Raw genomic sequence first — 24075 nt, 5'->3', positions numbered from 1 at the left:
TCGGGTGTCGGGGGTTTCGACTCGGGTCGCTCGTTCCTCGCTCCCCGGCTCAACCAGCGTCGGGGGTGGGAGTTGGTTGAGCCGACCTGCGAGCGTCAGCGAGTGGGTCGTGTCGAAACCATGGTGAGGGTGGTCGGGTCTGACGGGATGTCTCAGTCCTCCACGATGACCGCGTAGCCCGTGGTCCGGGGGCGGCGGGAGAGGAACTGCTCCTGGGCGTACTGGATGATGGAGTGCGTGGACCAGCCGTCCACGACCGCTCCGACCCCGCCGCCGACCAGCGGAACCTTCTTGGCCAGGAACACCCCGAGGCGTTTGCCCCCGACTTGGTTCATCGACTGCTCCAGGAGCGCCCTGGAGACACGGGAGTCGAGATGTGGGTCGAAGGCCGGGGCGGTGGCGACGGCGGCCGCGGAGCTGGGCAGGTCGCCTGCGGCGATCAGCGCCGCCGATCCGCGCGGGCCGAGCATGACCATGAGGATCGCGGTTCGGACCCGGGGGTCGTCCAGTTCGTAGCCGCGCAGGTGCGCGATGACGGCGACGGCGCGCGCCTGGATGAAGGCGGCCGCGGCCATGTTCGCGGGAATCGTGACCAGCGACAGGAGCAGACCACCCCAGTTCGTCGCGAATCCCTGGCCGCTCGCCAGCGCGATGTGTTGGTTCGACAACCAGCGGATGGCGTCCTCGTGGTTGTGGCGCTGCCTGAGCTGGTTGTTCGCGATGGTGCGGGCGCCCGGGAGTTTCCCGCGACCCGTGATGGCGAGATCCAGCAGCCGGTGGAAGGCATCCGACGTCAGACCCTCGGCCGTCGCGACCACTTTGTTGTTGGCCTCGTTGGCGTCACTCATCTTCCCACCGTCCTTCTGCCCCGACTCGCATTATGTCATTGTGAAAGGTTTTGTTGCGTACACCAACCAAAATCTTCACCGCGATCGATGAAATCATCAACTGGCACCCGCGACGACGAAAGAACCGGCGACCCTGCAAGACTGGGAGTCGTGCTCGACAACGTCTTCGGATCACCCGATGCCTGGCCGGACTCCGACCTGATCGGGTACAGCGACGAATTCGACCCCGCCCTGGCGCTGGTCGCCTACCGCTGTGGGGTGTTCCCCATGCCGGTGGAGCAGTGGATGGGGTGGTGGTCGCCGCTGCGACGCGCCGTGCTGCTCCCCGGCAGGCTGCGCATCACCAGGTCGCTGCGCAAAACCGCTGCCCGCTACACCACCACCGTCGATCACGCCTTCCCCGACGTGCTGGCCGCCTGCGCCGACCCGAAACGCCCCGACGGTTGGATCGACGACCGCATCGCCTTCGCCTACACCGCCCTCAATCAGGCCGGGTACGCACACAGCGTCGAGACCTGGGACGCCGACGGCAGGCTGGTCGGGGGACTCTACGGGGTGCACCAGGGAGGAATGTTCGCGGGGGAGTCCATGTTCCATCACCCCGAACTGGGCCGCGACGCCTCCAAGGTGGCGTTGCTGAGGCTGGTCGCGGAATTCGCCCGGGCCCACGTCGACCTGCTCGACGTGCAGTGGCTCACCCCGCACCTGGCCAGCCTCGGGGTGATCGAACTGTCCCGCGACGACTACCTGGCCCGGCTGGGCGTCGCCCTCGAGGGGGAGCACCGCAACACGTGGTTGAATGCCGAACGCTGGGATTCCCACCAGCTGCTGGCGGCCCACGCCTGATCCGCTGAACCTTCCGCCGGGCACACTTTTCGCATGGTGGTTGATGCCAGGCTCCGGGGATCGCTGCGGGGGCCGTTGTTGGTTCTGTCGTTGTTCACGTTTCCGCTCGTCGGGTTCGGATTCTGGCTGCAGGTCAGTGGATGCGACTCCCGCTGGTACGACACCGGGAAGTCGGTTCTCGGGGCGATCGGCTTGGTGGTGTTGTGGTGGCTGCTGCGGCGCGAGGGCACGACTCTTCGGGGTTGCGTGGGACGGTTCAGGGCCAGGCACCTGGGGTGGGCGTTGGTGGTGGGGCTCGGGATGTCCGCCATATTCTTCGGGACCTGGCTGATCGCGGCTGATTGGCTCAGGAGGAAACTACCGGCCCCGGACGACGAGTTCTATCTCTTCTCCATCGAGTTCATGGTCAGGGCCCTGGTGGAACCGGTCTGGATCACGTTCACGGTCAATCTGCTGTTCCTCGGTTATGCCCTGCCCCGGCTGCGAGCACGGTTCGGCCCGGTGTGGGCGACGGTGATCGTCGCCTTCTGCTCCGGGCTGGTGCAGCTGGGATACGACCTCCGGAGCCCGGTGACGATGATGATATCGATGCTTCTCGGATTCCTGTTGGTGATTCCCCCGGCCCTGGTCACGCTGGCGACGGGGAGCACCTGGCCGGGTTTCCTCGGATACCTGTTCATGGTTCAACTGAGGAAACTCGGAGAAGTGTTCTTCGCTCTTCTGTTCCTGGCCTACATGCCGGTGTTCTGGCTTCCGCTGGTCCTGGTGGCCCTGGTGGTCTGCTGCTGGTACGGGGTGAAAACCCAAGGGTGAGGTGCCGGTCGCCGGTCCGGTGTCCCCGGGGGTGACCTTGGGAGCGTGTCCTAGCTGGCGGCCGGGGCGGTGGGGAACCACGCCCCCGACCCGTGGGCGCGGGTCATGGCCTCCGGGAGGCCAGCCACGATGTCCTGCTGGCGGCGGCTCGACTCGTCCCACGAGGTCTGTGCCGTGGTCCAGGCGTGCCGGGCGGCGTCGTCCCAGTGCATCATCGAGCCCGACAGTTCGCTGTACAGCACCGCCAGGAGGGCGTTCAGTTCGGCGTTGGCGTCGGCCAGGCCCGCGATGCCCTCGGGAAGCGACGCCGGGTATCCGTGCTGGGGGGTTTCGGGATGTGCCCGGCGGGCCTGCGGTTGTGGGTCGTTTTGGGGGTGTGCGCGGCGGGCCTGCGGGTGTGCGCGGCGCGCGGGAGGGGTGGGCACCTCCGCCTGGCCGGTGAGGCTGGCGTGCACCATGTCGAGGCCCTGTTTCACCCGTTCAAATTCGGAGTCGAACTGGCTGTAGTCGTGCTGGAACGTGTTGAACTCGCTCGCCCCCCAGCGGGATGCGAGCGCGGGAAGCTGTTTCTGCAGCCGGATCTGGAGGTCGTGGATCTGCTGGTGTTTCGTCTCGACCTGGCCAGCGGCCTGCGCCATCACGGGGTTGTCCGCGCGTTTGGGGGCCATGGTGTTCTCTTCCGGTCGGGTGCTTTCGAAAAACCCTATGCCCGGGCGGGGTCACCGTGGGGGAGGTCGTGGTCACGGCAAGTTGCGCGGCGCTACCCTGAGCGGGTGCTCGGATATTTCGGACCCGCGGGGACTTTCACCCATCAGGCCCTGCTCACCATCGACGACTCCGACGGCGTTCCTTTCGCCAGCGTCGGCGAGGCCCTGGACGCGGTCAGGCAGGGGCATGTCGACGGCGTCGTGGTGCCGATCGAGAACTCCGTGGAGGGTGGGGTCTCCGCCACCCTAGACAAGCTCGTCGACGGCGATCCCCTGGTGGTCACGGCCGAGGTGGTGATCCCCGTCGAGTTCGGGATCTACGTGCGTGCCGGCACCACCCTCGACGACGTCACCTCGGTGCTCACCCACGGACACGCGGCCGCTCAGTGCCGCGACTGGCTGGCCACGATGATCCCCGACGCGCAGGTGACGGAGGCCGGTTCCACGGCGGGTGCGGCCAAGGAGGTCGCGGATCCGGCGTCCCGTTACGACGCCGCCATCTGCGCGCGGGTCGCGGGGCGGCTCTACGGGCTCGAGGAGCTGGCCCATTCCATCGAGGACAACCCGGGTGCGGTGACCCGGTTCGTCGTGGTTTCCCGCCCGGGCCGGGTGCCGGAACGCACCGGCGCGGACAAGACCACCCTGGTGGCCTACATGCACCAGGACCATCCGGGCGCCCTGCTGGAGATCCTGCAGCAGTTCGCGGTGCGCGGGGTGAACCTGTGCCGCATCGAGTCGCGTCCCACCAAGACCATCCTCGGCAGCTACTGCTTCGCCATCGACGCGGAGGGTCACCTCGATGACCGTCGCCTCGCCGAGGCCCTCCTCGGGTTGAGACGGATCTGCCGCGACGTGATCTTCCTCGGCTCCTACCCGCGCGCCGACGCCCAACCGGCCGATGTGCGTCGCGGTTTCGACGACGAGGCTTTCGAGGAGGCGGCCGAGTGGTTGCGGTCGCTCGGCGCGGACTGAGGGACGCGGGTGGCAAAAACCGGACTATCCGGCTCAACCAGCTTCGACCCGGCCACCCAACGCTTGCCTTCTTGTCGTTCGCCAGCCTTTCCGACGGGAACGCTTGTCTTATCGTCGAATGCCTGCGCTATAGCGCAAGCGTTTGACCGCAAGGCAGGCGTGGCTAGTCGGGTCGGCCCCGCACAGCTCCGACGCTTGCCTTCTCGTCGTTCGCCAGCTTTCCGGACGCCTGCTTGCCTTCTTGTCGTTCGCCAGCCTTTCCGACGGGAACGCTTGTCTTATCGTCGAATGCCTGCGCTATAGCGCAAGCGTTTGACCGCAAGGCAGGCGTGGCTAGTCGGGTCGGCCCCGCACAGCTCCGACGCTTGCCTTCTCGTCGTTCGCCAGCTTTCCGGACGCCTGCTTGCCTTCTTGTCGTTCGCCAGCCTTTCCGACGGGAACGCTTGTCTTATCGTCGAATGCCTGCGCTATAGCGCAAGCGTTTGACCGCAAGGCAGGCGTGGCTAGTCGGGTCGGCCCCGCACAGCTCCGACGCTTGCCTTCTCGTCGTTCGCCAGCTTTCCGGACGCCTGCTTGCCTTCTTGTCGTTCGCCAGCCTTTCCGACGGGAACGCTTGTCTTATCGTCGAATGCCTGCGCTATAGCGCAAGCGCACGACCACAAGGCAAGCGTCCCGGCCCAGCCGGTTTCGGGAAGGGCAGGGCCGGGAATCATGGTCCTGCGACCGGTTGCGCACGGCAGCCGCGTAGAGTTCACTCCATGATCGATCCCAAGCTGTTGCGCACCGACCCCGACCTCGTCCGACGTTCACAGGAGGCCCGCGGGGACTCCGTCGAGCTCGTCGACGAACTGGTCTCGGCCGATGAGGCGCGCCGCTCGGGGATCGCGACCCACGACAGGCTGCGTGCCGAACAGAAGGAACTCGGCAGGCTCATCCCCAAGGCGCAGGGCGACGAGAAGACCGAGCTGCTGGCCCGCACCAAACAGCTCGCCGCCGAGGTGAAGGCCGCGCAGGAACAGTCGGAGGCCGCGGGGGAACGTTTCAACGAGCTGATCATGCAGCTCGGCAACATCGTCATCGACGGTGTGCCGCGCGGCGGTGAGGACGACGGCGTCGTGATCGAGACCGTCGGTGTTCCCCGCGACTTCGCCGCCGAGGGTTTCGAGCCCAAGGACCACCTGGAGCTCGGTGAGGCGCTGGGCGCCATCGACATGGAACGCGGCACGAAGATCTCCGGGTCGCGGTTCTACGTGCTCACCGGCATCGGTGCACGCCTGGAGTTCGCGTTGCTGAACCTGGCCATGACCAAGGCCGTCGAGTGGGGATTCACCGCCATGATCCCCCCCGCGCTGGTGAAACCCGAGGCGATGGCCGGCACCGGTTTCCTCGGCCAGGCCGCCAAGGACGTCTACCATCTCTCCACCGACGACCTCTACCTCGTCGGCACCTCCGAGGTGGCCTTGGCGGCCTTCCACAGCGACGAGATCCTCGACGCCGACTCCCTGCCACGCCAGTACGCCGCGTTCAGCCCCTGCTTCCGCCGCGAGGCCGGTTCCTACGGCAAGGACACCCGTGGCATCTTCCGCGTCCACTGGTTCGACAAGGTCGAGATGTTCATCCACTGCCTGCCCGAGGACGCCGAGGACTGGCACCAGCGACTCCTCGGTTTCGAGAAGGAGTTCCTCCAGGCGCTGGAGATCCCCTTCCAGGTTCTCGACGTCGCATCCGGGGATCTCGGCCTCAGCGCCGCCCGCAAGTACGACTGCTACGCCTGGCTGCCCACCCAGCAGCGCTACCGCGAGGTGACCTCCACCTCCAACTGCACCCAGTTCCAGGCCCGCCGCCTCGGGATCCGGTATCGCACCGAGAAGGGCACCGAGCACGTCGCCACCCTCAACGGCACACTGTGCGCCATGACCCGGATCATCATCATGCTGCTCGAGAACCACCAGCAGGCCGACGGGTCGGTGCGCGTCCCCGAGGCGCTGCGCCCCCACCTCGGTGGCCTGGAGGTGCTCACGGCGGGTTGATCCCCACCGACCAGCGGTTCTCACCCACCCGACCAGCGGTTCCGGTGCTCCCCACGCTGGTCCGGTCGGCGAGCCCACGAACCCAGGAGAAACAATGACCTTCAAACCCGCGCTGGTTGCCCTCGACATCGATGGCACCATCGTCAGCGCCGGCGGCGAGCTACCCGGCGAGGTGCGCGACGCGGTGCGGCGTGTCGTCGCCGCCGGGGTGCCGGTGGTGCTGACCACCGGCAGGGCATGGGCGGGAACCCAGGTGGTTTTCGACGCCCTCGGTCTGCCACCCGGCCCGTCGGTGTGCGCGAACGGCGCGATGATCGTGAACTACCCGCCCATCGATGTGGTCCACGAGATCCGTTTCGACCCCGCCGACTCCATCAACCGGGTGGCCAGGCTGGCCCCGAACGCGGCCATCGCCGTCACCGACGGCATGAAATGGCGGGTTTCGAAACCTTTTCCCGACGGGGAACTGAAGGGTGAGATCATCGTCGAATCCCTGGGGGAGCTGGCCTCGCGCCCGGTTTCCCGCATCGTGGTGCGCGACCCGGAAAGCGACGACGACGTGTTCAACGAGATGGTCGAGGCCCTGGGGCTGCGGGAGGTTTCGTACTACATCGGCTGGTCGTCGTGGGTGGACATCGTTCCCGAGGGCGTCGACAAGGCCCGGGGCCTGGAGCAGGTGTGTGGGCAATTCGGTGTCACCGCCGCCGACGTGCTGGTCCTCGGCGACGGCTACAACGACATCGAGATGATCCGGTGGGCCGGTCGGGGGGTTGCGATGGGCGATGCCCCCCACGACGTGAGGGCCGCGGCGGATCACGTCACCGGCGACTTCGGCTCCGGCGGGGCCATCCAGGAACTGGCACGCTGGTTCCCCGCGGAAAGCAAAGCTGGTTGAGGCGGGAATCCCGCCTCAACCAGCTGCCGGATAAGGGGCTCAGGCCACCGAGGAGGCCGGGCTCAGCACCTCGGCGGCGGCCTTCATCACCTCGCGCTTGCCGGGCAGGTTCTTCCTGCCGATGGACTTCACCACCCCGCCCTGGGCCTCGGCGCGCCTGAGGTGACGTTTCACCGTCGAGACGGAGCAGCCGACGCGGGCGGCTATTGCGGACAGCGACTGGGTGGGGTTGGCCTGCCGTAGCCGGTGGATCTCCGCGTGGTCGAAGTTGCGACCCGAGGAGACCCCGGCGAAGCTGTCCAGGTCCTCGGGTTCCACGGTGATCCCGAGACGGGCGCGGATCTCGCGGCGCTGGGATTCGGTGGTGCCGGCCACGAAACCCGCGACGTCGTGGAGGACGACGGCGTCGGTGAGGCACTGGGAGCGCAGTGGGCAGTCCGCACAGAGTTTCGCGGCGCGGGCCGCCAACGCTGTCCGGGTGCGGGCTTCGGCGGTGGTCTCGACGCTGCTCTCGTCCTCCAGCAGGGGGTTCTGGAAGAGCGAGGCGAACTTGACGCAAAGGGTGGCGTTGTCGAGCGCGATGGTCACGGTTTGGGTCCTCCTTGCCCCTGGTCTTCAGGGCTTCGCATTACCTGCTACACCAGAGTGTCGGATTCCCGCGAAGCTGATAAGCGTTTTTGGTAGGGGGAATTACCCGATTTGCCTGGGTATCCGACTTACCCGCCCCTGAGTATCCGTACTCAGGCAAGTTTTTCCGGCAAATCCCCTTTGACTAGGCAGTCTGTGAGCAGGCTGTCATACTTTCGGTTGAAGTGCCCAGTCAGGGGCGATACCGGGGAACGCTCGGATACCGGGGGCTGAATCACCGGGATGGTATGGGTACTCAGGGAATCCCCCCACGGAAGAGCGGGTGCTCACCACGCCCAGCGGACCCCGTAGCCCCACCCGGGCTGCATGTTTCTGAAGTTGGCGACGGCCCTCTTGTCCATCACCTCGACGGGATGACCGGAAGCGGTGGGGGACATCATCTGGGAGGGCCAGGCGCGGTCGACGCGCTCGACGAGGCTCGGGAGGCGCGCCTCGAAGTGCAGCTCGATCCTCGCGGCGTGCATGGATGTGACGGGGGCGAACCCGAAGACCGGTTCCAGGCAGTCGTGGTCGGGCAGGCGCACGGACACCGAGAAGGTGTGGGACTCCCCGACGTTCAGGCAGCGGGGAAGCCGCAGCTGGACGGTCCACGAGCCGCCGTTGTCCTGAACCCCCGCCAGTCTGCACCCCTCGAGGGTGTGGTACTTCAGCTCGCGGTCGCGCATCAGGGGCAGGAACAGGTGCTCGTCGAGGGCGTTGAAACCTTCGCGGAGGGCCATCACGGTGCGGTTCACCAGGACGGTGGGTGAGTCGTCGCGAAGATCCAGCCGGCAGTGGGTTCTCGTCGTGAGGAAGTCGATGTTCTCCAGCGCGGGGGCGTGGTCGCCGGCGAGCAGCAGGTGGGTGATCTCGTGGGCGGCCTTCTCGATGTGGCGGTACAGGGTGCGGCGTCCCATCACCAAAACGGCGGCGGAGCGATTCACCCGTTCCCCGGGGGAGCCGGTGATGTCCTTGCGGAACCCGGCGGAGAACAGGAAGGCGTTCCGGGTGTCCTCCTCCAGGCGTGCCGCGCAGGACAGCAGCGCCTTTGACACCTGGTGCCGGGCGAAGGGGGAACCCGGGTTGAGTCCCAACACCTTCAGCAGGGGTTCGGGCAGGTGGAGATCGGGGTTCTGGATTCCGTCGGAGCGGAGTTTCTTGATGGCGTCGAGCAACTCACTGGAAGCGGCCTCCTGACATTCCGGGGAGGCAGCCTCGTTTTTCCGTGAGCCGTCCATGGCGAGATACTAGCTTTGGTCATCTGACTTCTGAACTCACAGGGTCGGTATTCCTTGTCGCAGCCGCACCGAGGGTAATGTCCGTCATTGGATGGCGACGGAAGGAGACTGATGTCCAAGTCCTTTGCGCAGTTGTGCGGGCAGTGGCTGGAACGGCTGCCGAAATGGGAACGGTACGCCCCCAGGGGGTTTGGCGTGACCGTGAACCTCGTTGTCAAACGCCTGTTGCATCCCTGTGTCACCGCCGGGCCCGAATGGGTGGGCGTGGGCCGAGGGGAGAAAATCGGGGACGAACGCGGCCGGGAACTGTTGGCCTGGCTCGACTGCCGGCGCGACATCGTGGAGAAACTGCTGACCCTGCTGCGGACCGGTGTCGACGATGCCATGGCCCGGGCGCGGCAGCAGGGACTGGACGTCACCGTCAGCAGGGTCGCCGAGGCAATCGCCGTCGCCATCGGGTCGAAGTGGAAACAGGACGTGGTGCTCACCGACCTGGAGGTCGAGTCGGTGTGGGGGACCTTCCTGTGCAACAGCGTCCCGCTGGGCAGACGGATGGACAGGCGCGAGTTCGCCGAATACCAGGGGCTCTACGACCTGCTCTGGGAGGAGCAGGGACGTGCCAGCCTGGAGGCCGAACCCTACGGGCGCTACGGGCTGGGCGAGAACGAACGGCCGCCGCTGGTGGTCGCGGAGAGGGAGAACGTCTTCCTCGGTCTGCAGCGTTCGGTTTTCTCCCGGTTTTCGCTCGCGGCGCGAGAACCGTATGTGAAGGGGAGCGCCGATGAGATTGCGCGACGTGAGGTTTCCCGGGCCTGCTCCAGGCTCGGACTGGTCGACGAATCGGCCCGGATCACGCTGAGAAGCCTGTACGCCGGTTTGCTGACCGGACCTTCCGGTCCCGGGTGGAAACCCCCGGGCGCCACACCCGGGAAACGCGACTGGAACGACGATCTCCTGCCGCTCGGGGAGGAGACCGACCCGCAGGGCGACCCCGCCCTGGATTGGAAGGGGATCCACGCCGGGCTGGCTGCGCTGGCCCAGGCGATGATCGCCACCTTCACCGGCCGAACCCTTCAGGGGCAGTACCTGAAATGGGCCGAGAGGATGGAGGAGGCCCACCAGGACGCCATGCGCCGCGCCTGGCACGAGTGTTTCCGGCTGGACATGGCCGGGAAGCCCGTCACGGAGGCGAAGGCGTCGAAAATCGTCAAGCAGGCCATCTACGGGGGCATCCCGAGTGGCCAGAAGCAGCGCAGGGATCCCCGTCGGTTGACGGGTGTCCACGAGGATGAGATCCCACCGGAGGAAACGGGTGGGACGGTGGAACCCGATCGGCTGACGGTGTTCGGGCGCGCCATCGAATGGTTGCGCGCCGACGAGGAACGCGCCCGGGCGGTTGTCCGCGGCGACGAGGACGCGACCGCCGAGTACGAGCGCGCCGCAGCCGAACTGGGGCTCCCGACCATTGACGAGGTGTGCCATCACATGGACCAGGACTGGAAAAAATGAGTGGAACCGACAAACAGATCATCATTGAGGCGCTGGGCGGTGGCCCGGTGCAGGTGGGGACGGGGGGACCGGCGCCGGCGGGGAACGTCACGCTGTCCCTGGAAACCGTCGTCGTCGTGGTGAATCCCGCCGAGCCCGAGGAGGCGCCCTGCTGCCTGGTGGCCGATGTCGACGAGTCCCGGGAGGAGCTGGCCGACCTCTACGGCAGCGCCACGGCCGGGATCGCGGCTCAGGCCGCCGGATGGGACGGGTCGGGGCGGGTCGGGAAGCTGCCCCTCGCGCCCGACGACGAGAACATGGCCGAGGCGGTGGCGCGGCTCGGGGTGGTGCGGTGGCTGCAGGAATGGTCGCCGTTACCGCTCGACTGGCGGCTGCTGCGGCTGGAGGAACTGACCCTGGTGACCTCGCTCGCCGGGCGTCTCGCGGACGAACCCGACCGGCTGCCCGAGCTGGTGGAGCTGTGCCGGTACTTCCACGACCACCTCGACGAGGAGGAGTTCACGCCCTTGGTCGGGTTGCTCGGGGACGCGTTGGAGCAGGTCGCGAACCGGTCCCCGCTGTCCGGGGAGTCGGGTGACTGGGCGCGTCAGCTGCTGGCCACCTGGCCCGCCGGGGAGGAAACCATTCCGCCCGGATGGCTGGACGCCGAACTCATCGACCGGTTCAGGCCCGAACTGGCCCTGGCGGCGGGCGCGGAGAGGTGGGGAACGCTCGTCGAATCCATGACCATCGACTGGGAACAGCTGCCGCGCGGCTGGGTGGCGACGGGCGAGAACAACGCCCGGTGGGTGCTGGACCTCGACGTCGAGGGGAAGGTTCACTGCGCCGTCGCGGTGGACGGACCGCAGGAGGTGCGCTGGTTCGGTGGGGTGCCCTGGGGGAGGCAACCGGGTGAGGGTGACCGGCTCGGTTTCGACCTGTTCTCCGGATCTGTTCCCGAACCGGTGCTGAGCGGGGAGCTCGGCTACGATTCACGGGCCCGCGGCTGGGTCGGGTCGGTGACCGGGACGGCGGAGCAGACGGCCCGGCTGCGACAGGGCCGCGAGGAGGGCGCCGGGATGTCGGTTCGGGTGCACTGCGATGACACCCGGCGGGAAATCCCGGAACCGGTGGCGGCCGCGCGTCGCTGGTCGGTGCGGGGGGTGAGCGCGCTGAGGCTCCTGACCGCCGCCGATGACCGGGGACTGCGTGCCGGAACGGTGGCGGCCCTGACGGAGGCGGTTTCGTGCTGGGATGCGGCCGGACGGAAACGCGACGCCGAGGCCTGTCGTGGTCTGCTGCGGAAGGCGGACTCGGGCGAGTGGAAGGACTGGGTGGGCCTCACCGTCGCCGAACGGTGGCTGCTCCACCCGAGGTCGTGAGAACGTGAAGGCGGGGTGCGCGTCGCGCCCCCCGCGTTTTTTCACCTCGCGGCCCGGGCCGCCCGGTGGGTCACCAGCTCCACAACATGGGTGTTCACCTCCTGAATCCTGGGGACGGGGCTTTCCCGCCACCCGACTTTCGGATCCAGCAGCACCCGGGAACGCGATCGTGGGGCGAACCCTGCGGTTCGCCCCACGTGTGATGAGATTGCGGTTCGCAGCCTCAGCTGCTCTTCATGTCACCAACGCCAAAGCATGTCGCGCCTCCTTTCGTGGACCTCGGGGGGAAACCCCTTCGCTGCACATACGGATCCAGCCCCAAGGGTGGGCCGCTTTCCGGTTGGGCTCCCCGACCCGGGAGAATGCTTCGTCGGTGGGGGATCAGCGGCCGTCCTGTCCGTCAGGGACCGGTGAGGCCACGAAAGGAGACCTGCGATGACGTCATCACGACCCCCGGGGCGGGGCAACGGCCCCGTTTTCATCTCCTACCACCAGAAAAGCGGGGCCGCCGACGCCGAGTTCATCGAAACCTATCTGCGTTCCGGGGGGATCGTGCCCTGGCGCGACATCCGCGACCTCGAGGCCGGAACGGTCGAACGCAACATCACCCAGGCCTTCGAGGAAGGGCTGAGCGGCGGGGTGCTGCTGCTCTCCGACGGCATCTCCGAGAGCAGTTTCGTCCCCGAGACCGAGGTGCCGCTGCTGGTCGGGGCCCACAAGGCCGACCCGGACGGCTTCCAGCTGCACATCGTCAACACCTTCCGGAAACCCGGTTCCCCGGACGAATGCGACTTCAAAGCGCCCGGCAAACAGCTGAGTGCGAAATACCTGGAGGCGGAACAGCTCAATGACCATCTCCAGCGGCGGCTGCTGCACTCCGACGACAAGGGCGGCAAACCGGTCAGCGAAGTGAACCTGGTCCTTCGTGACCTGCTGCGCAACCGCCTCAAGGTGCGCCGGCCGCAGCTCGACGACGGGGAGATCGAGATCGGGGTCCAGACCCGGCCCGAACCCAACCACCTGCCCGCGGACAGCCGCACCGTCCCGGAGGCCGACCTCCACATCCGGCTCCGGCAGGATTCCGCCACGCAGATCCCGGAGGAACTCGACTACCGCTGCCTGCAGCAGGCGCTGCCGGTGCTAATCGACGAGCTCCACGCGGCCCGGATCAGGCGTGTCCTCTTCCGGGGCGGCTGCCACCCGAGCCTGGCGTGGGCGCTCGGCGCGGCGCTGCCGCACGCCCGCGAGATCGAACACTTCACCTGGCGCGACACCTACGGCAAGGACTGGGCCTCCACGGACGAACCCGCGGAACGCAGCACCGGCATCCACCTGGAAACCCTGGGTCCCGACGGGAGCAGACGCACCCTCGGGTTCCCCCGCGACGAGATGCCCTCCGGTGCCGAGCTGCGGCGGGCCCTCTGGGGGGATGCGCCCGCGAAGAACGTCGTCGTGCTGCTGGCCTCTGACGACCTGCGCCACCCGCCCCTGCTCGCCCTGGCCGAGAAGCTGGAGGACCCGGCGGTGCTGGTCATCAACCTCCACACCCCCTCCGCCGACGGCGCCAAGAAATGGATCGGCCACACCGAGGGGGCCGGGCTGGCCAGGCGCGTCGGTGAAATCCTCCGGAGGCTCGGGGACCTCGCCAAACTGCACCTCGCGGTCAGCGCCCCCGCGGCCATGGCGGCCCTGACGGCCCGCTGGTGCAACACCCTGACGATCGATTTCTACGAGCTCGGCAACACCGGAACGGACACCCGTGGATACATCCGGGTGTTGCGCACCGAATCCGGGAACAAATCCCCCATCACGGGGGTCTTCCCCCAGGGTGTGCCCCAGATGGACGAGGTGAGGAAACTCATCAACCTCACCCCGCACGACGTCACCTACTTTCCCGAGGTGGGGGAACCGTTCACTTGGGCGGCCCCCGAGGGCCCCGACCAGTGGGTGCGGCGCCAGGAGCAGTCCGAGGAGTTGCCCTCGCTCCGGGTTCAGGGATGCGAGATCCCGGTGACGAGGATCCGGCAGGGAGGCATCACCCCGAAGCCGGATCTGATGCCGGGGGTCGGATACATCGTGCCGCGGATCAGCGCCGAGACGGCCCGCAGGTCCGATTTCTTCTTCCCGCACGGCGAGGTCCGCGGCCAGGGTGGCGGCATCATCGGATGCCGGAGACTCGGATGTTTCGAGGCGGTCTCGGACAAGGTGCTGCCCTATCTCGAATTCCTCGATCCCGTTCCGCAGGACTGAACGTGGGTGCGTTGAGATCCCTGCCCGCGGTGCGGGTCAGGACCTGGCAGGTTCTGCTGCGCGTGGAGACGGGGGAACATCACCTGACCCCCACACCCTCGGGAATCCACGCGATGGTTTCGTCGTGGCTGCACCGGTCGCCGGGCAGCGGCGGCGGGGAGTCGCACACCGGGGAACACCGGTACGCGGTGCGGTGGCGGCAGGTCAGCGAGTTCGCCGTGCTCGTGGAGCTGCGACTGTTCGACGACTTCCTGGCTCCGCTGCTGGTGGGCCGTGTCGCCTTCGGCAACCGGGAGCGGCTCGGCATGGTGACGCTGCGGGTCGAGGGGATCCAGGAGGTCGCCTCGGTGAACCTCGCCGAGATCACGGGCAGGCCGTCGAAGGGGTGGCGGCTGCGATTCCCCGAGGGTGTCACCTTCAAACGCGGCGACGTTTTCATGCCCTGGCCCGATCCTTACCTGCTGCTGGGCAGCATCCAGCGGCGGCTCGCGCTGATCTGCGGCCAGGGCCGGGACGAGCAGCGCCTGCCGCGGGAGGTGGTGGCGTCGGTGTTTCCCACGCAGGTTGAGCTCCAGTCCGTGCGATGGGCCGAGGGGGATCCTCGCCGGGCCAGTCTCCGCGACGTCCGCGTCGCGCTCGGGGAGGTCGACTGGCTCTGCACCGGCGACGCGGCCACGTCGAGCCTGATCGACCGGCTCCTCCAGGTGGGGGAACTGACCGGCGTCGGGGCGAGAACGGCCTGGGGAGCCGGTGTGCTGGAGATCGCGGACCGGGTTCCGATGCGAGCGGGCGTCGCGGGAGACAAACGCCGTTCCCGGCGCGGCCCGTCCCGTCCGTCAGGGATTGGTGGAACCGGGAGAACCCCGTCCCCCCGGGTTGTGGGGGAACCGGGGGAATGGGGGTTCGACGATGAGCGGCCGGGCGGGTCGCGGGACAGGAGGTTTGGCAGTGAATGAATACGCCTACGTCGAGGAGATCGGCGAGGACCAAGTCCGGGTGTGGCCGCTGACCGATTCGGAACTCACGTGGAATGGAGAAAAAGTCCTGACGCGAAAGGACGGCTTCACTCTCGAAATCGAAATGTGCCTCGGGTATGAGAAAGGGAACCCGGGATACTACTTGGTGGAAACCGATGAGCTACCTGAAGTGTGCATGTTGGAATCTCCCATTTCCGGAACTTCGGTCGGTTCCAAGAGAAGCAAAACTTGGAGAAAAGAACTGTGGATTCCCGAAGGAAGTGGCGGGCTGGAAGGTGCTCTCCGTGACAAAGCCTACAGCCATGACTTCGATCTCCTGGAAGTCGAACCTAAACGGTTGTGCTGGGGTGGTGAAGGTCTTGGCAGGTGGATTGAGACGGCCAAGGAGGAAGTTGAGCGAAAAGCCGCACGCAAGAAGGCCGGTGAAACCCGAGAGAAACTGAAAGAGTTCCACGACGGCGGGAATGCTTTCATCAATCCCTACACCTTCGTTCCGCTGCCCGACAAGGTAAAACGGGACAAACCCCACGGCCACGCGAGGGCCGTCGAGGGCGGGCTCACCGGATATCTCGACGTGGAGTTCGCCTTCCGTTCCCCGCTCATGATGCCGGTGGACTGGAACATCCCCGAGGAGACAACCGTCACCGGCACCCGGATCGAGGAGCGTGTCACGGTGCCGGGATCCTCCGTGCGGGGTGCCGTCCGGTCGCTGTTCGAGGTGATAAGCAGCAGCTGCCTGTCCATACTCGACCCCGACTACCGGCCCGCCCACCGGGCGTCGCTGGAGATGCGCCCCGACAAGCGGCTGGCAGTGGTTGACGAGGTCGATTCCGACGGGAAAGTGATCTCGGTGCTGCCCACCAACCGGGTGGTGTGGATCCGGGCCGAGGCGCTGTGGCGCCTGTTCGATGGGGCGGCGGGGCTGCGTTCCGGGGTGCGGATCTCCCTCGACGAGAGTGCCATCTACGAACGGAGTTTCGGCGGCAACAAGGGCAAACCCGTGAAACGCGAACAGCTCAAACCGGAGGGGGAGGCCACGCTCACGGAGGGCGGCGACTGGGTGGTGCATGTCGCCGATGCCGGGACGAAGGGCGACCACCCCGCCGATCACATCTATGTGGCCGTGGGCAAACTCGAAACCACCCCGATCCGGCTGGGCGAGATGACCTGGGAGAACTACCGGGAGCTGTGCAGGTACTCGGTGGACGTGACCGGCGGAAAGCTCGCCCCCTCGGCGCCCGCGTGGGATGCCGAGGAATGGGCGGGAGTGGCTGTGCTGGTCAGGCACAGGAGCGGCACCACGATCGGGAAGCGACGCAAGAGCGACGGCGCCCTGGCCCCGGGCGATTCGGTGTGGATCACCACCGGGAGCGAGGGCGGCGAGCGCGTGGTCGCCGGGCTCACGATGTCGTCGAGCTGGCGGGAGCTCGGGAAGGGCCCGATCCGCGATCGGCTTCCCGACGAGTCCCTGCTGCCGTGCCGCGACCCGGATGAGCTGTGCCCCGCCTGCGCCACCTTCGGTTTCATCGAGGCCCGCGCCGAGGGTCAGCGACGCGACCAGGCGGAACACAACGCCTACGCCTCCCACCTGCGGTTCGGGGCCTTCGAAACCGACGCTCCGGTGCCGCTGCGGCTGGTGCTGCCCCCACCGACCCGCTCCCCGCGCCCGAGCGCCGGGGCGTTCTACCTGGAACACCTCAAAGTGGAGGGCGAGAACCGGGAGGCGGGTGTGGCCGAGTTCGGGAAACCGGCGTCGCGGTGGGGCGGGCGGCTGGACAGCCCCCGGATGCGCCGGATCGCCGGCCGCAAGTTCTACTGGCACGGCCAGGAACCCGAGGACACGACCCCCACACCCCGCCAGGTGCGCCGCGCTCACTACCCGGCGGAAGGCGCCCCCAACTGCCGGGAGGTCAGGCGCTGGATCACCGAGAAACCTCCCGTCCTGCGGGGACGGATCCACTTCGAGAACATCGACGCCCGCCAGCTAGGGCTCCTCATGCTCGCGCTGGAACCCCGGGAACTCGCGAAACGCGCCGGTATCACCGTCAACGGTGAACTTGCCACCCACCTCGGTGGCGGCAAGGGCCTGGGCTTCGGCACCGCCGTCGGCCGCATCACCGCAACCTGCATCCAGGACGCCGCGGGCAGGTACCGGGCAGGCGCGGGGAAGGTGGAGGTGGATCCGTGCGGTGCCGCCATGCAGGTCATCGACCCAGAGGCGCCGTGGATCACCGGGCTGGTCAAGGCCCTCGGCACCGAAAGCGTCCCCGCCGACCGCATCTGGTACCCGACCATGGGCAACTTCACACAGCGGGGCAGCTACGCGCAGCAGCAGAGGTTCGACAAGAGTTTCGAGTACTACGCCAAGTTCTCCGGAGGCAAGAACAAGGAAACCCGGATGCGAACCCTCCCCAGGATCGACGACCCGATCCAGTACATGAGTAACGAGAACTGAAAGGACCGGAGATGACTTGTTTCTCATCCATCGGGGTCAAACAGATCCAGGGTTATCTCGCCCGGTCCCGTCGCCTGTGGGGCCGCCGCGGCGCCTCCGACATGCTGGCCTACCTCACCGACACCACTGGGGCCGCCGACCGCATCGAGGAACGCAGTTTCGATACCGCGGGGGAGATCCTGCAGGGTTTCCCCGGGGTGACGGTCAACGACGAGGCCATCGACGTCGACTCGGTGCTGAACATCCGGGGCGAGGATCCCGGCGAGGTCCGCAAGGCCACCGAGGCCCTCGCGCTCAACATCAAACTGCACCTGCCCGCCGCGCACGTCCACACCAGCCTCCGAGAGACCACCGGGTACGGCGACGTCATCCGCGCCGAGGACCGGGACATGGCCGCGGAGACCAGGCAGTATCCGCCGTCGATGATCGAGTTCCCCCTGGCCCACCACTGCGACGAATGCTCCTCGGGCATGGCCTCGGAGGAAACCTCGGTAGGTGACGAGACGACGCGGCTGTGCGGCGACTGCGCCTCCCGCGCTCCGCGGGAGGGCCGCAACAGGCTCCTGAACTGGTCCCGGCTGGGTAGCGTCCAGCAGGGGTTCATGGTGGAACAGGTCATGCTCCGCGAGCTCCGGAAGCAGGAGAAATTCGGGAATCTCAAACAGGTGGAGCACTTCAAGGAACTGGCGCAGCTCGGTGACCTCGGCTCCGAGGGGTCGCGCACCCACACCGGCAACCACGTCGCCACCATCTTCGCCGACGGCAACGGTTTCGGAAAGCTGTTCCGGGAGCTGCGGGCGGCCGCGGCGGAATCGGAAAACGGCCTGCAGGAGCTGCGGAGGGTTTCCAAGGCCGTCAAGGACGCCACCAAACGGGCGCTGCAAAAAGGCATCGAGGAGATCACGGACGACCGGGTCGCCGCAGCGAACCGAATGCCCGCCGTCCCGCATGTCCTCGGCGGCGACGACGTGCTGGTGACCGTGCCCGCCACCAGGGCCTGGCCCTTCCTCATCGCATTCCTGAAACACCTGAAACAGGAATCGGGCAGCGGCGCCTTCGGGCTTGGGACTGAGAAGGTCAGCTTCTCCGCGGGCATGGTGATCTGCAAACTCGCCTACCCCATCGGCGACCAGGTGGAGCTGGCCACCACCCTGCTGCGCACCGCCAAGGAAGCGGTGAGGGGCGAGGACTGGTCCTTCGCCTGGCTGGACGTCACCAATGAGGGCCCCAAACCGCCGAGACGATTCCGCACCCTCGATGACTGGGAGCGGATCGAGGAACTGCGGGACCTGGCGCGCCGGCTCGGCGACGACGAACGCGGCAATGCGGCGCGCGCCACCCTGCGCCAGGAACTGTGGATCAGGGACGAGAGGGACCGCACCCTGCACCTGAGACACCGGGCCGGCAGGCTGCCCGGGGCCGCGGACCTCCTGAACGCGGCGTTCGGGAGGAACTGGCAGCGGGCGACGAACCAGGGAACCGAGGAACTCCTGACGGTACTGAACATCATGAGGTGGTACGCATGACGACGACCAAGACCGCGATCGAGTTGAAAATCCGTTTCAACACCGCCTTCCGCATCTCCCAGGGATACGGGCAGGGGGAGGTCGACGACGTGATCGACGTGGAGAACCCGCTGCCGGCCACGTCGCTGAAAGGCGTCATGAGGGACGCCGCCCGCTTGGTCCTGCCGGGGAGACGACAAGGCGACAAATACGTCGACCATCACCTGGTGGATGCCGTCTTCGGGAAACGCGGCAGCGGCAGCTCCCCGTGGAACTTCTCGGACGGGAAACTCGACCACACGGATGATCCCCGGGAGCGAATCCGGGTGCGCTCCCGGGTGGCCATCGACGAGCGGCGCCGCGCCCGGGCCGGGGCGTTGTTCTTCGCGGAGGAGCTGCACGCGGACCGGGCCACCGCGACGATCTCCCTGACCCAGCCCTTGGCTCCGGAGGAGCTGGAAGAACACGTCGCGCTGCTGCACGTCGCCGCGCGGCTGGTTGACGGGATCGGCGCCGACCGGCGTCGCGGCCTGGGGTGGGTGAGCATCACCACCGACACCGACGACATCGAGGCGATGGTCAACAGGATCGAGCGGGCCAGGGATGAGCGGGCCGGGAACGAGCAGGTCAGGAGCGGATCATGAGCTGGTGGCGGGTAACGGTGAGAAGCGAACAGGCGATCGTCGTCGGCACCGGGGCCACCCGGGCCTTCCACACCCCGAGCCTCGGATACATTCCCGGTTCCACGCTGCGCGGGGCGCTGGCCGCCGCCTGGCGGATCCGGTACGGAGACCCGGATTCCGCCTTCCGGGAAACCTTCGACCACTCGGTGCGGTTCGGGCCCCTGCTGGCCGTGACGGGGGACGTCGCCAGCCAGTCCGTGCTGCGCCGCAAGTACACCTCCGGCGACGATGAATACGTCGACTGTGCCTTCGAGGATGCGGGCGACGCCGTGGGGGAGCACCTCAAGGGCGACGTGATCTGGGGCGACAAGGACGCATTGAAGGTGGTGACCACCACCGCCATCGACCCCGAGAAGCGCACCGCGCTCGACGGGAACCTGTTCTCCCGCGAGGCCCACCGTCGCCGGCAGACCTACCACGGCCTGATCCACGGCGACGAGAACCTGGTCGGGAGGTTGGCGGAGCTGGAATCCGCCAGCATCGGGGGTCGCAGGAGCGTCATGGGACGCGCCCGGATCCGGATCGAACCGGCACAACCACCCGAGCTGCCCGAATCGGGGGATGTGGTGCTGCGCACCCTGTCGCCGACGATCCTCCTGGACGATGCGGGCGGACCCAGCCTCGACTGGGAGGGGGCGAAGGCCTTCGAGGGCTTCGATGTCGTGGGCGCCTGGGGTGGCAGGCTCGCGGGTGAGGGGATCAGCGGCTGGCACATGGCCTCCGGCACCCCGAAACCCGGGGACATCGCCGTCGCGCCCGGGGCCGTCGTGAAGCTGCGGGAACCCGGCCGGGACAAGGTGCTGGAGCTGCTGGAACGCGGTCTCGGGACCCGCAGGGCCGAGGGCTTCGGATGGCTCGAACAGGTGACGAAACCCTGGCGGCCACCCGGTGGGAAACCCGGCGAGGAACGGGCCGGGGGGTCGCGACCCCGGATCTCGACGCCATGCTCGGCTGGCCGGTGGAGGACCGCAGGGCGGTGGCGGACTGGCTGCAGGAACTGCGGGAGGGTGACGGCACCGAGTCCCTGGAGGGCAGGCGCGCCTGGCTGAACCTGACCGAGGGTCGGCGGAAGGGGGTCCGGCGCGTGATCCGCGACACCCCACAGGCGCAGCGCAACGTGTGGGCATCGAGGCTGAGAGAGGGACGGAACTGACATGAATCTCACCTACGTTCGAGTGACGATCCGCCCTTTGGGGCCGTGGCGTGTGGGGGCGGTTGGGGAGGACCAGTCCACGCTCGAAACGCTGCGCGACGCCGCCGGGAAACCGGCAGTGCCGCCGTCGAGCTTGGCCGGTTCCTTCCGGGCCGGGATCGACGAGGCGGCCCGGGAACTCCTGATGGGCCAGGAGAAAACGAAGGACGGAAAACCTGAGGCCTCCGCGCTGTGGTTCCTCGGTACCCGGCTCACCAGCGGCGAGGACGGACAGCCGGAGATCAGGCGCCGCACCGCCACCGCCGTCGACCGGAACCGTCGCGCGGCCCGCAACCACGGGTCGCACGACGTCGAGGAGGTTTACGACACCGAAACCATCCAGCTCTACCTGCGGCACGAGGGTGATCCCGCCGAGGCGCTTCGGCTGCTCGGGCAGTGGCGGGTCACCATCGGAGGCGGGATCAGCACGGGCCTCGGGTGCGCCGAGGTTGTGGCCATCTCGTACCGCACCCTGGATCTGTCGCAACCCGCCGACCTGCTGGCCCGGGTCTCGCTGCGGGACGCCGGGCCGGACGCCCTCGACGAGCTGCTGCAGGGCGGCGCCGACCATGCGGTGACCGCCGGGGAATCACCCACCCTCCTGGAGGCGACGATCCGCATCGAGGGATTGAACCTTCCCACCCAGAACCTGGCGGATCAGCTGAGGCCGGAGGACCACTGGTTCCACGGCACCCGGTGGAAGGGGATCCTCCGGGGCCGGGTGGAATACATCGGACGCAGCCTCGGCCTGGATGTCTGCGGCGCGGAGGACCAGCAGTGGCGCGGCTGCGGGAGGTGCGCCGTCTGCGAGGTCTTCGGGTCCGGGGAAACCGGGGTGGGCAGGTGGAGTTTCCACTTCACCCCGCTGAAACCCGACCACCCGGCGGGACGGACCCGCAACGCTATCGACCGTTTCACCGGAGGGGTGGCGGAGAAGAAACTCTTCCCCGAAAAGACGGTGACCTCCCGGGCGCGGCTGGTGATCGGGCAGCTGCGCGGCGTCGAGACGCACCACGCCTGGGTGCTGAAGGCCCTTCTACTGGCGCTTCGGGACCTGCAGGAGGGATACCTCGGAATCGGGGGCCGGACCTCGACGGGGCTCGGTTCGGTGCGCTTCGAGAAGTTGAGGCTCGGTGAGGAGTTCCAGCGTTTCGGGATGGCCGCGACCACCCCGGAGGACGTCGAGGGCATCACCGAGGCGGAAATCGAACTGGAAAGAACCCACCGGTCGCTGGGGGAGCTGGAGGAGAAGGAGGAGATGCAGCATGCCTGAGCAGAAACGAACCACCGAGACCCGCTACCTTTCCGGGCAGGGCGAGGTGGAGTGGTCCCGGCTGCGGGAGGAAGCGGGCGGCCTCACCTGCGCCTGGGCCGACTACGAGGGCTTCCACATCGGCCCCTGCCCCGACGAGGCGCCCCCGTACAGCCACATCTGGGGTTGGAGTCGCGACGGTGAGGTGCTGCTGCGCGGCCGGATCGACGCGGGCAGGGTGATGGCGGGATGGCTACGGAAAACCCCGGGCGGCGGGGAGAAGGAAAAGGAGGTGCCCACGGTGACCCGGCAGGTCATCACCTGGAAACCCGACAACGAACGCCTGAAGATCAACTTCGCAGGAGAAAAAGCAAACTGGCCCGAAAAAATGCAATCGGTGGAGGTCCTGGGAGAAAACCCGGTGACATTCATAAAAGAAGAAAATCCTTCCTAAACCCGGTTGAACCGGGCTGCGACGAAGCTTTTTTAAAGTCGATTGAACCGGGCTGCGACGAAGGAGCAGCCCGTGTCGAAACCACTCTTCCTGAAGCAGGCCGACCCGCCCCGTGATGAAGGTTCCTCAAAGCTGGTTGAGCCAGCTCGTGGTGAAAGTTTTTGAAGCTGGTTGAGCCAGCTCGTGAGCGCTAGCGAACGGCTGTGTCGAAACCACTACCGGCGGCCGAACAGCAAACCCGACCGCGCCCTGGGTCGGATCCCGCGCCTCGGGACGGGACCCGGCCCGAGGTAGACTCCGACGAAGACGCCCAGCTCCCCGCGACCAGGCATCTTGGAGACACCCTCGGACAGGGGTGGTTGGAGAACGACCCAAAACAGCCTCAGGTGTGTATGGCACTTGACTAGGGGTTTTACCCCATTGAGGACAGGTTCTGTCCGCTTGTTGGAGGGGGTGAGGAGGGGTGGTGTGTAAAACCACCACAACAGGGCTTGTCAGGACGGCGTGCCAGGGGGTAGGGTCTGGAACCACCGCGAACCTCAAAGCGGATTGAAACGACGTTAGTCCAAGAGCTTTCTTGACTTGCCGATGTCTGGAACCACCGCGAACCTCAAAGCGGATTGAAACCGTTGCCGCGATGGTCGCCCCCACAAGGAGGAGGTCTGGAACCACCGCGAACCTCAAAGCGGATTGAAACCAGCCAGGCTGTCACAAACGCGATCATGTTGATTCTTTCTTGTCTGGAACCACCGCGAACCTCAAAGCGGATTGAAACCCAAGGCGTCCAGGTAGAACACCTTGATAGCCTCCGCGTCTGGAACCACCGCGAACCTCAAAGCGGATTGAAACCGGGCAGGCCCAGCCGGGGCCACAGAGACCGCAGCCGTCTGGAACCACCGCGAACCTCAAAGCGGATTGAAACTTTTTCGTAAACATATTTAATTCCTTTCTGTCGTCTGGAACCACCGCGAACCTCAAAGCGGATTGAAACAATGTCGTCAGAAGGCACTTAGCCAGGGTGCTGTCTGGAACCACCGCGAACCTCAAAGCGGATTGAAACCAAGCGGAATAGGCGTACCGCTCATCCAGCTCATGTCTGGAACCACCGCGAACCTCAAAGCGGATTGAAACTTTCCCCACGATCCGCCTTATCAATGGCGGCCTGCCTGGTCTGGAACCACCGCGAACCTCAAAGCGGATTGAAACATTAGGAGCGTCACCGCTGCGAGAAGTGCTACCCGTCTGGAACCACCGCGAACCTCAAAGCGGATTGAAACAAGGTGTTTCCGCCCTTCGATCGAAGGCGGATGTCTGGAACCACCGCGAACCTCAAAGCGGATTGAAACAAGAAGGCGTGAAACGCCTTGTGCCACCTGTCATCGTCTGGAACCACCGCGAACCTCAAAGCGGATTGAAACTTATTCTCCTTTCCGCAAGAATGGCAGTTCCAGGAGTCTGGAT

Annotated in this window: 19 protein-coding genes and 1 CRISPR repeat array (1 of these 20 cut by a window edge); of the genes, 15 read left to right on the top strand and 4 right to left on the bottom strand. The window is 66.9% G+C overall.

What is annotated here, in order from left to right; all coding sequences use genetic code 11:
• Positions 1–152 precede the first annotated feature (152 nt).
• Entirely contained in the window at positions 153–848 is a 696-nt protein-coding gene (locus ACO6D6_RS14980) for an EcsC family protein (RefSeq protein WP_484786041.1), read from the bottom strand.
• 87 nt (positions 849–935) lie between these two features.
• On the opposite strand from ACO6D6_RS14980, the gene aat reads away from it, so the two are divergent.
• Together aat and ACO6D6_RS14970 are read left to right on the top strand one after the other, a co-directional pair.
• A complete protein-coding gene (gene aat, locus ACO6D6_RS14975; protein WP_484786040.1) occupies positions 936–1694 on the top strand; it encodes a leucyl/phenylalanyl-tRNA--protein transferase in 759 nt (252 codons plus the stop codon).
• Between the two features lie 33 nt (positions 1695–1727).
• Entirely contained in the window at positions 1728–2507 is a 780-nt protein-coding gene (locus ACO6D6_RS14970) for a hypothetical protein (RefSeq protein ID WP_484786039.1), read from the top strand.
• Positions 2508–2557: 50 nt separating this feature from the next.
• Here the strand turns inward: ACO6D6_RS14970 and ACO6D6_RS14965 are convergent, their stop codons facing one another.
• A complete protein-coding gene (locus tag ACO6D6_RS14965) occupies positions 2558–3175 on the bottom strand; it encodes a WXG100 family type VII secretion target (protein ID WP_484786038.1) in 618 nt (205 codons plus the stop codon).
• 105 nt (positions 3176–3280) lie between these two features.
• Between ACO6D6_RS14965 and pheA the strand changes: the two genes are divergently transcribed.
• From pheA to ACO6D6_RS14950, 3 genes are all read left to right on the top strand, one after another.
• A complete protein-coding gene (gene pheA / locus ACO6D6_RS14960) occupies positions 3281–4186 on the top strand; it encodes a prephenate dehydratase (RefSeq protein ID WP_484786037.1) in 906 nt (301 codons plus the stop codon).
• Between the two features lie 758 nt (positions 4187–4944).
• Positions 4945–6216 (top strand): serine--tRNA ligase, encoded by a 1272-nt coding sequence (serS, locus tag ACO6D6_RS14955; RefSeq protein WP_484786036.1) that lies wholly within the window; start codon positions 4945–4947, stop codon positions 6214–6216.
• Positions 6217–6328: 112 nt separating this feature from the next.
• The gene (locus ACO6D6_RS14950) at positions 6329–7111 is read left to right on the top strand and encodes an HAD-IIB family hydrolase (protein ID WP_484786051.1); all 783 of its coding nucleotides are present in this window, start codon (positions 6329–6331) and stop codon (positions 7109–7111) included.
• A gap of 39 nt (positions 7112–7150) precedes the next feature.
• Here ACO6D6_RS14950 and ACO6D6_RS14945 read toward each other — a convergent pair whose 3' ends face one another.
• Both ACO6D6_RS14945 and ACO6D6_RS14940 read right to left on the bottom strand, forming a co-directional pair.
• Positions 7151–7699 carry a WhiB family transcriptional regulator gene (locus tag ACO6D6_RS14945; protein ID WP_484786035.1) on the bottom strand — a complete coding sequence of 183 codons (549 nt, stop codon included), beginning with the start codon at positions 7697–7699 and terminating at the stop codon, positions 7151–7153.
• 326 nt (positions 7700–8025) lie between these two features.
• Positions 8026–8976, bottom strand: coding sequence for a hypothetical protein (locus ACO6D6_RS14940; RefSeq protein WP_484786034.1), 951 nt, complete (start codon positions 8974–8976; stop codon positions 8026–8028).
• A 111-nt stretch (positions 8977–9087) separates the two neighbouring features.
• Between ACO6D6_RS14940 and ACO6D6_RS14935 the strand changes: the two genes are divergently transcribed.
• The 10 genes from ACO6D6_RS14935 (at position 9088) to ACO6D6_RS14890 (ending at position 22614) form a co-directional block, all read left to right on the top strand.
• A complete protein-coding gene (locus ACO6D6_RS14935; protein WP_484786033.1) occupies positions 9088–10485 on the top strand; it encodes a hypothetical protein in 1398 nt (465 codons plus the stop codon).
• A complete protein-coding gene (locus ACO6D6_RS14930; protein ID WP_484786032.1) occupies positions 10482–11846 on the top strand; it encodes a hypothetical protein in 1365 nt (454 codons plus the stop codon). The genes ACO6D6_RS14935 and ACO6D6_RS14930 overlap by 4 nt, the downstream gene beginning before the upstream one ends.
• A 435-nt stretch (positions 11847–12281) precedes the next feature.
• Complete coding sequence (locus ACO6D6_RS14925; RefSeq protein ID WP_484786031.1) at positions 12282–14096, top strand: hypothetical protein; 1815 nt, start codon at positions 12282–12284, stop codon at positions 14094–14096.
• Positions 14097–14098: 2 nt separating this feature from the next.
• Positions 14099–15052 (top strand): CRISPR system precrRNA processing endoribonuclease RAMP protein Cas6, encoded by a 954-nt coding sequence (cas6, locus tag ACO6D6_RS14920; RefSeq protein ID WP_484786030.1) that lies wholly within the window; start codon positions 14099–14101, stop codon positions 15050–15052.
• On the top strand, positions 15045–17528 hold the full coding sequence (locus ACO6D6_RS14915; protein ID WP_484786029.1) for a TIGR03986 family type III CRISPR-associated RAMP protein: 2484 nt from the start codon (positions 15045–15047) through the stop codon (positions 17526–17528). Before cas6 ends, ACO6D6_RS14915 begins: the two co-directional genes overlap by 8 nt.
• A gap of 11 nt (positions 17529–17539) precedes the next feature.
• Positions 17540–19054, top strand: a complete 1515-nt coding sequence (locus tag ACO6D6_RS14910; RefSeq protein ID WP_484786028.1) for a Cas10/Cmr2 second palm domain-containing protein — start codon at positions 17540–17542, stop codon at positions 19052–19054.
• Positions 19051–19677, top strand: coding sequence for an RAMP superfamily CRISPR-associated protein (locus ACO6D6_RS14905; RefSeq protein ID WP_484786027.1), 627 nt, complete (start codon positions 19051–19053; stop codon positions 19675–19677). Before ACO6D6_RS14910 ends, ACO6D6_RS14905 begins: the two co-directional genes overlap by 4 nt.
• Positions 19674–20765, top strand: coding sequence for an RAMP superfamily CRISPR-associated protein (locus tag ACO6D6_RS14900; protein ID WP_484786026.1), 1092 nt, complete (start codon positions 19674–19676; stop codon positions 20763–20765). Before ACO6D6_RS14905 ends, ACO6D6_RS14900 begins: the two co-directional genes overlap by 4 nt.
• 105 nt (positions 20766–20870) lie before the next feature.
• A complete protein-coding gene (locus ACO6D6_RS14895; protein WP_484786025.1) occupies positions 20871–22181 on the top strand; it encodes an RAMP superfamily CRISPR-associated protein in 1311 nt (436 codons plus the stop codon).
• Positions 22174–22614, top strand: coding sequence for a hypothetical protein (locus ACO6D6_RS14890; RefSeq protein WP_484786024.1), 441 nt, complete (start codon positions 22174–22176; stop codon positions 22612–22614). Before ACO6D6_RS14895 ends, ACO6D6_RS14890 begins: the two co-directional genes overlap by 8 nt.
• A gap of 519 nt (positions 22615–23133) precedes the next feature.
• A CRISPR array of direct repeats spans positions 23134–24075; the repeat unit is 37 nt; unit sequence GTCTGGAACCACCGCGAACCTCAAAGCGGATTGAAAC (it continues 244 nt past the right edge of the window).

The sequence above is a fragment of the Arachnia sp. genome (assembly GCF_057238465.1).
This window is presented reverse-complemented; position numbering and strand designations above follow the sequence as displayed.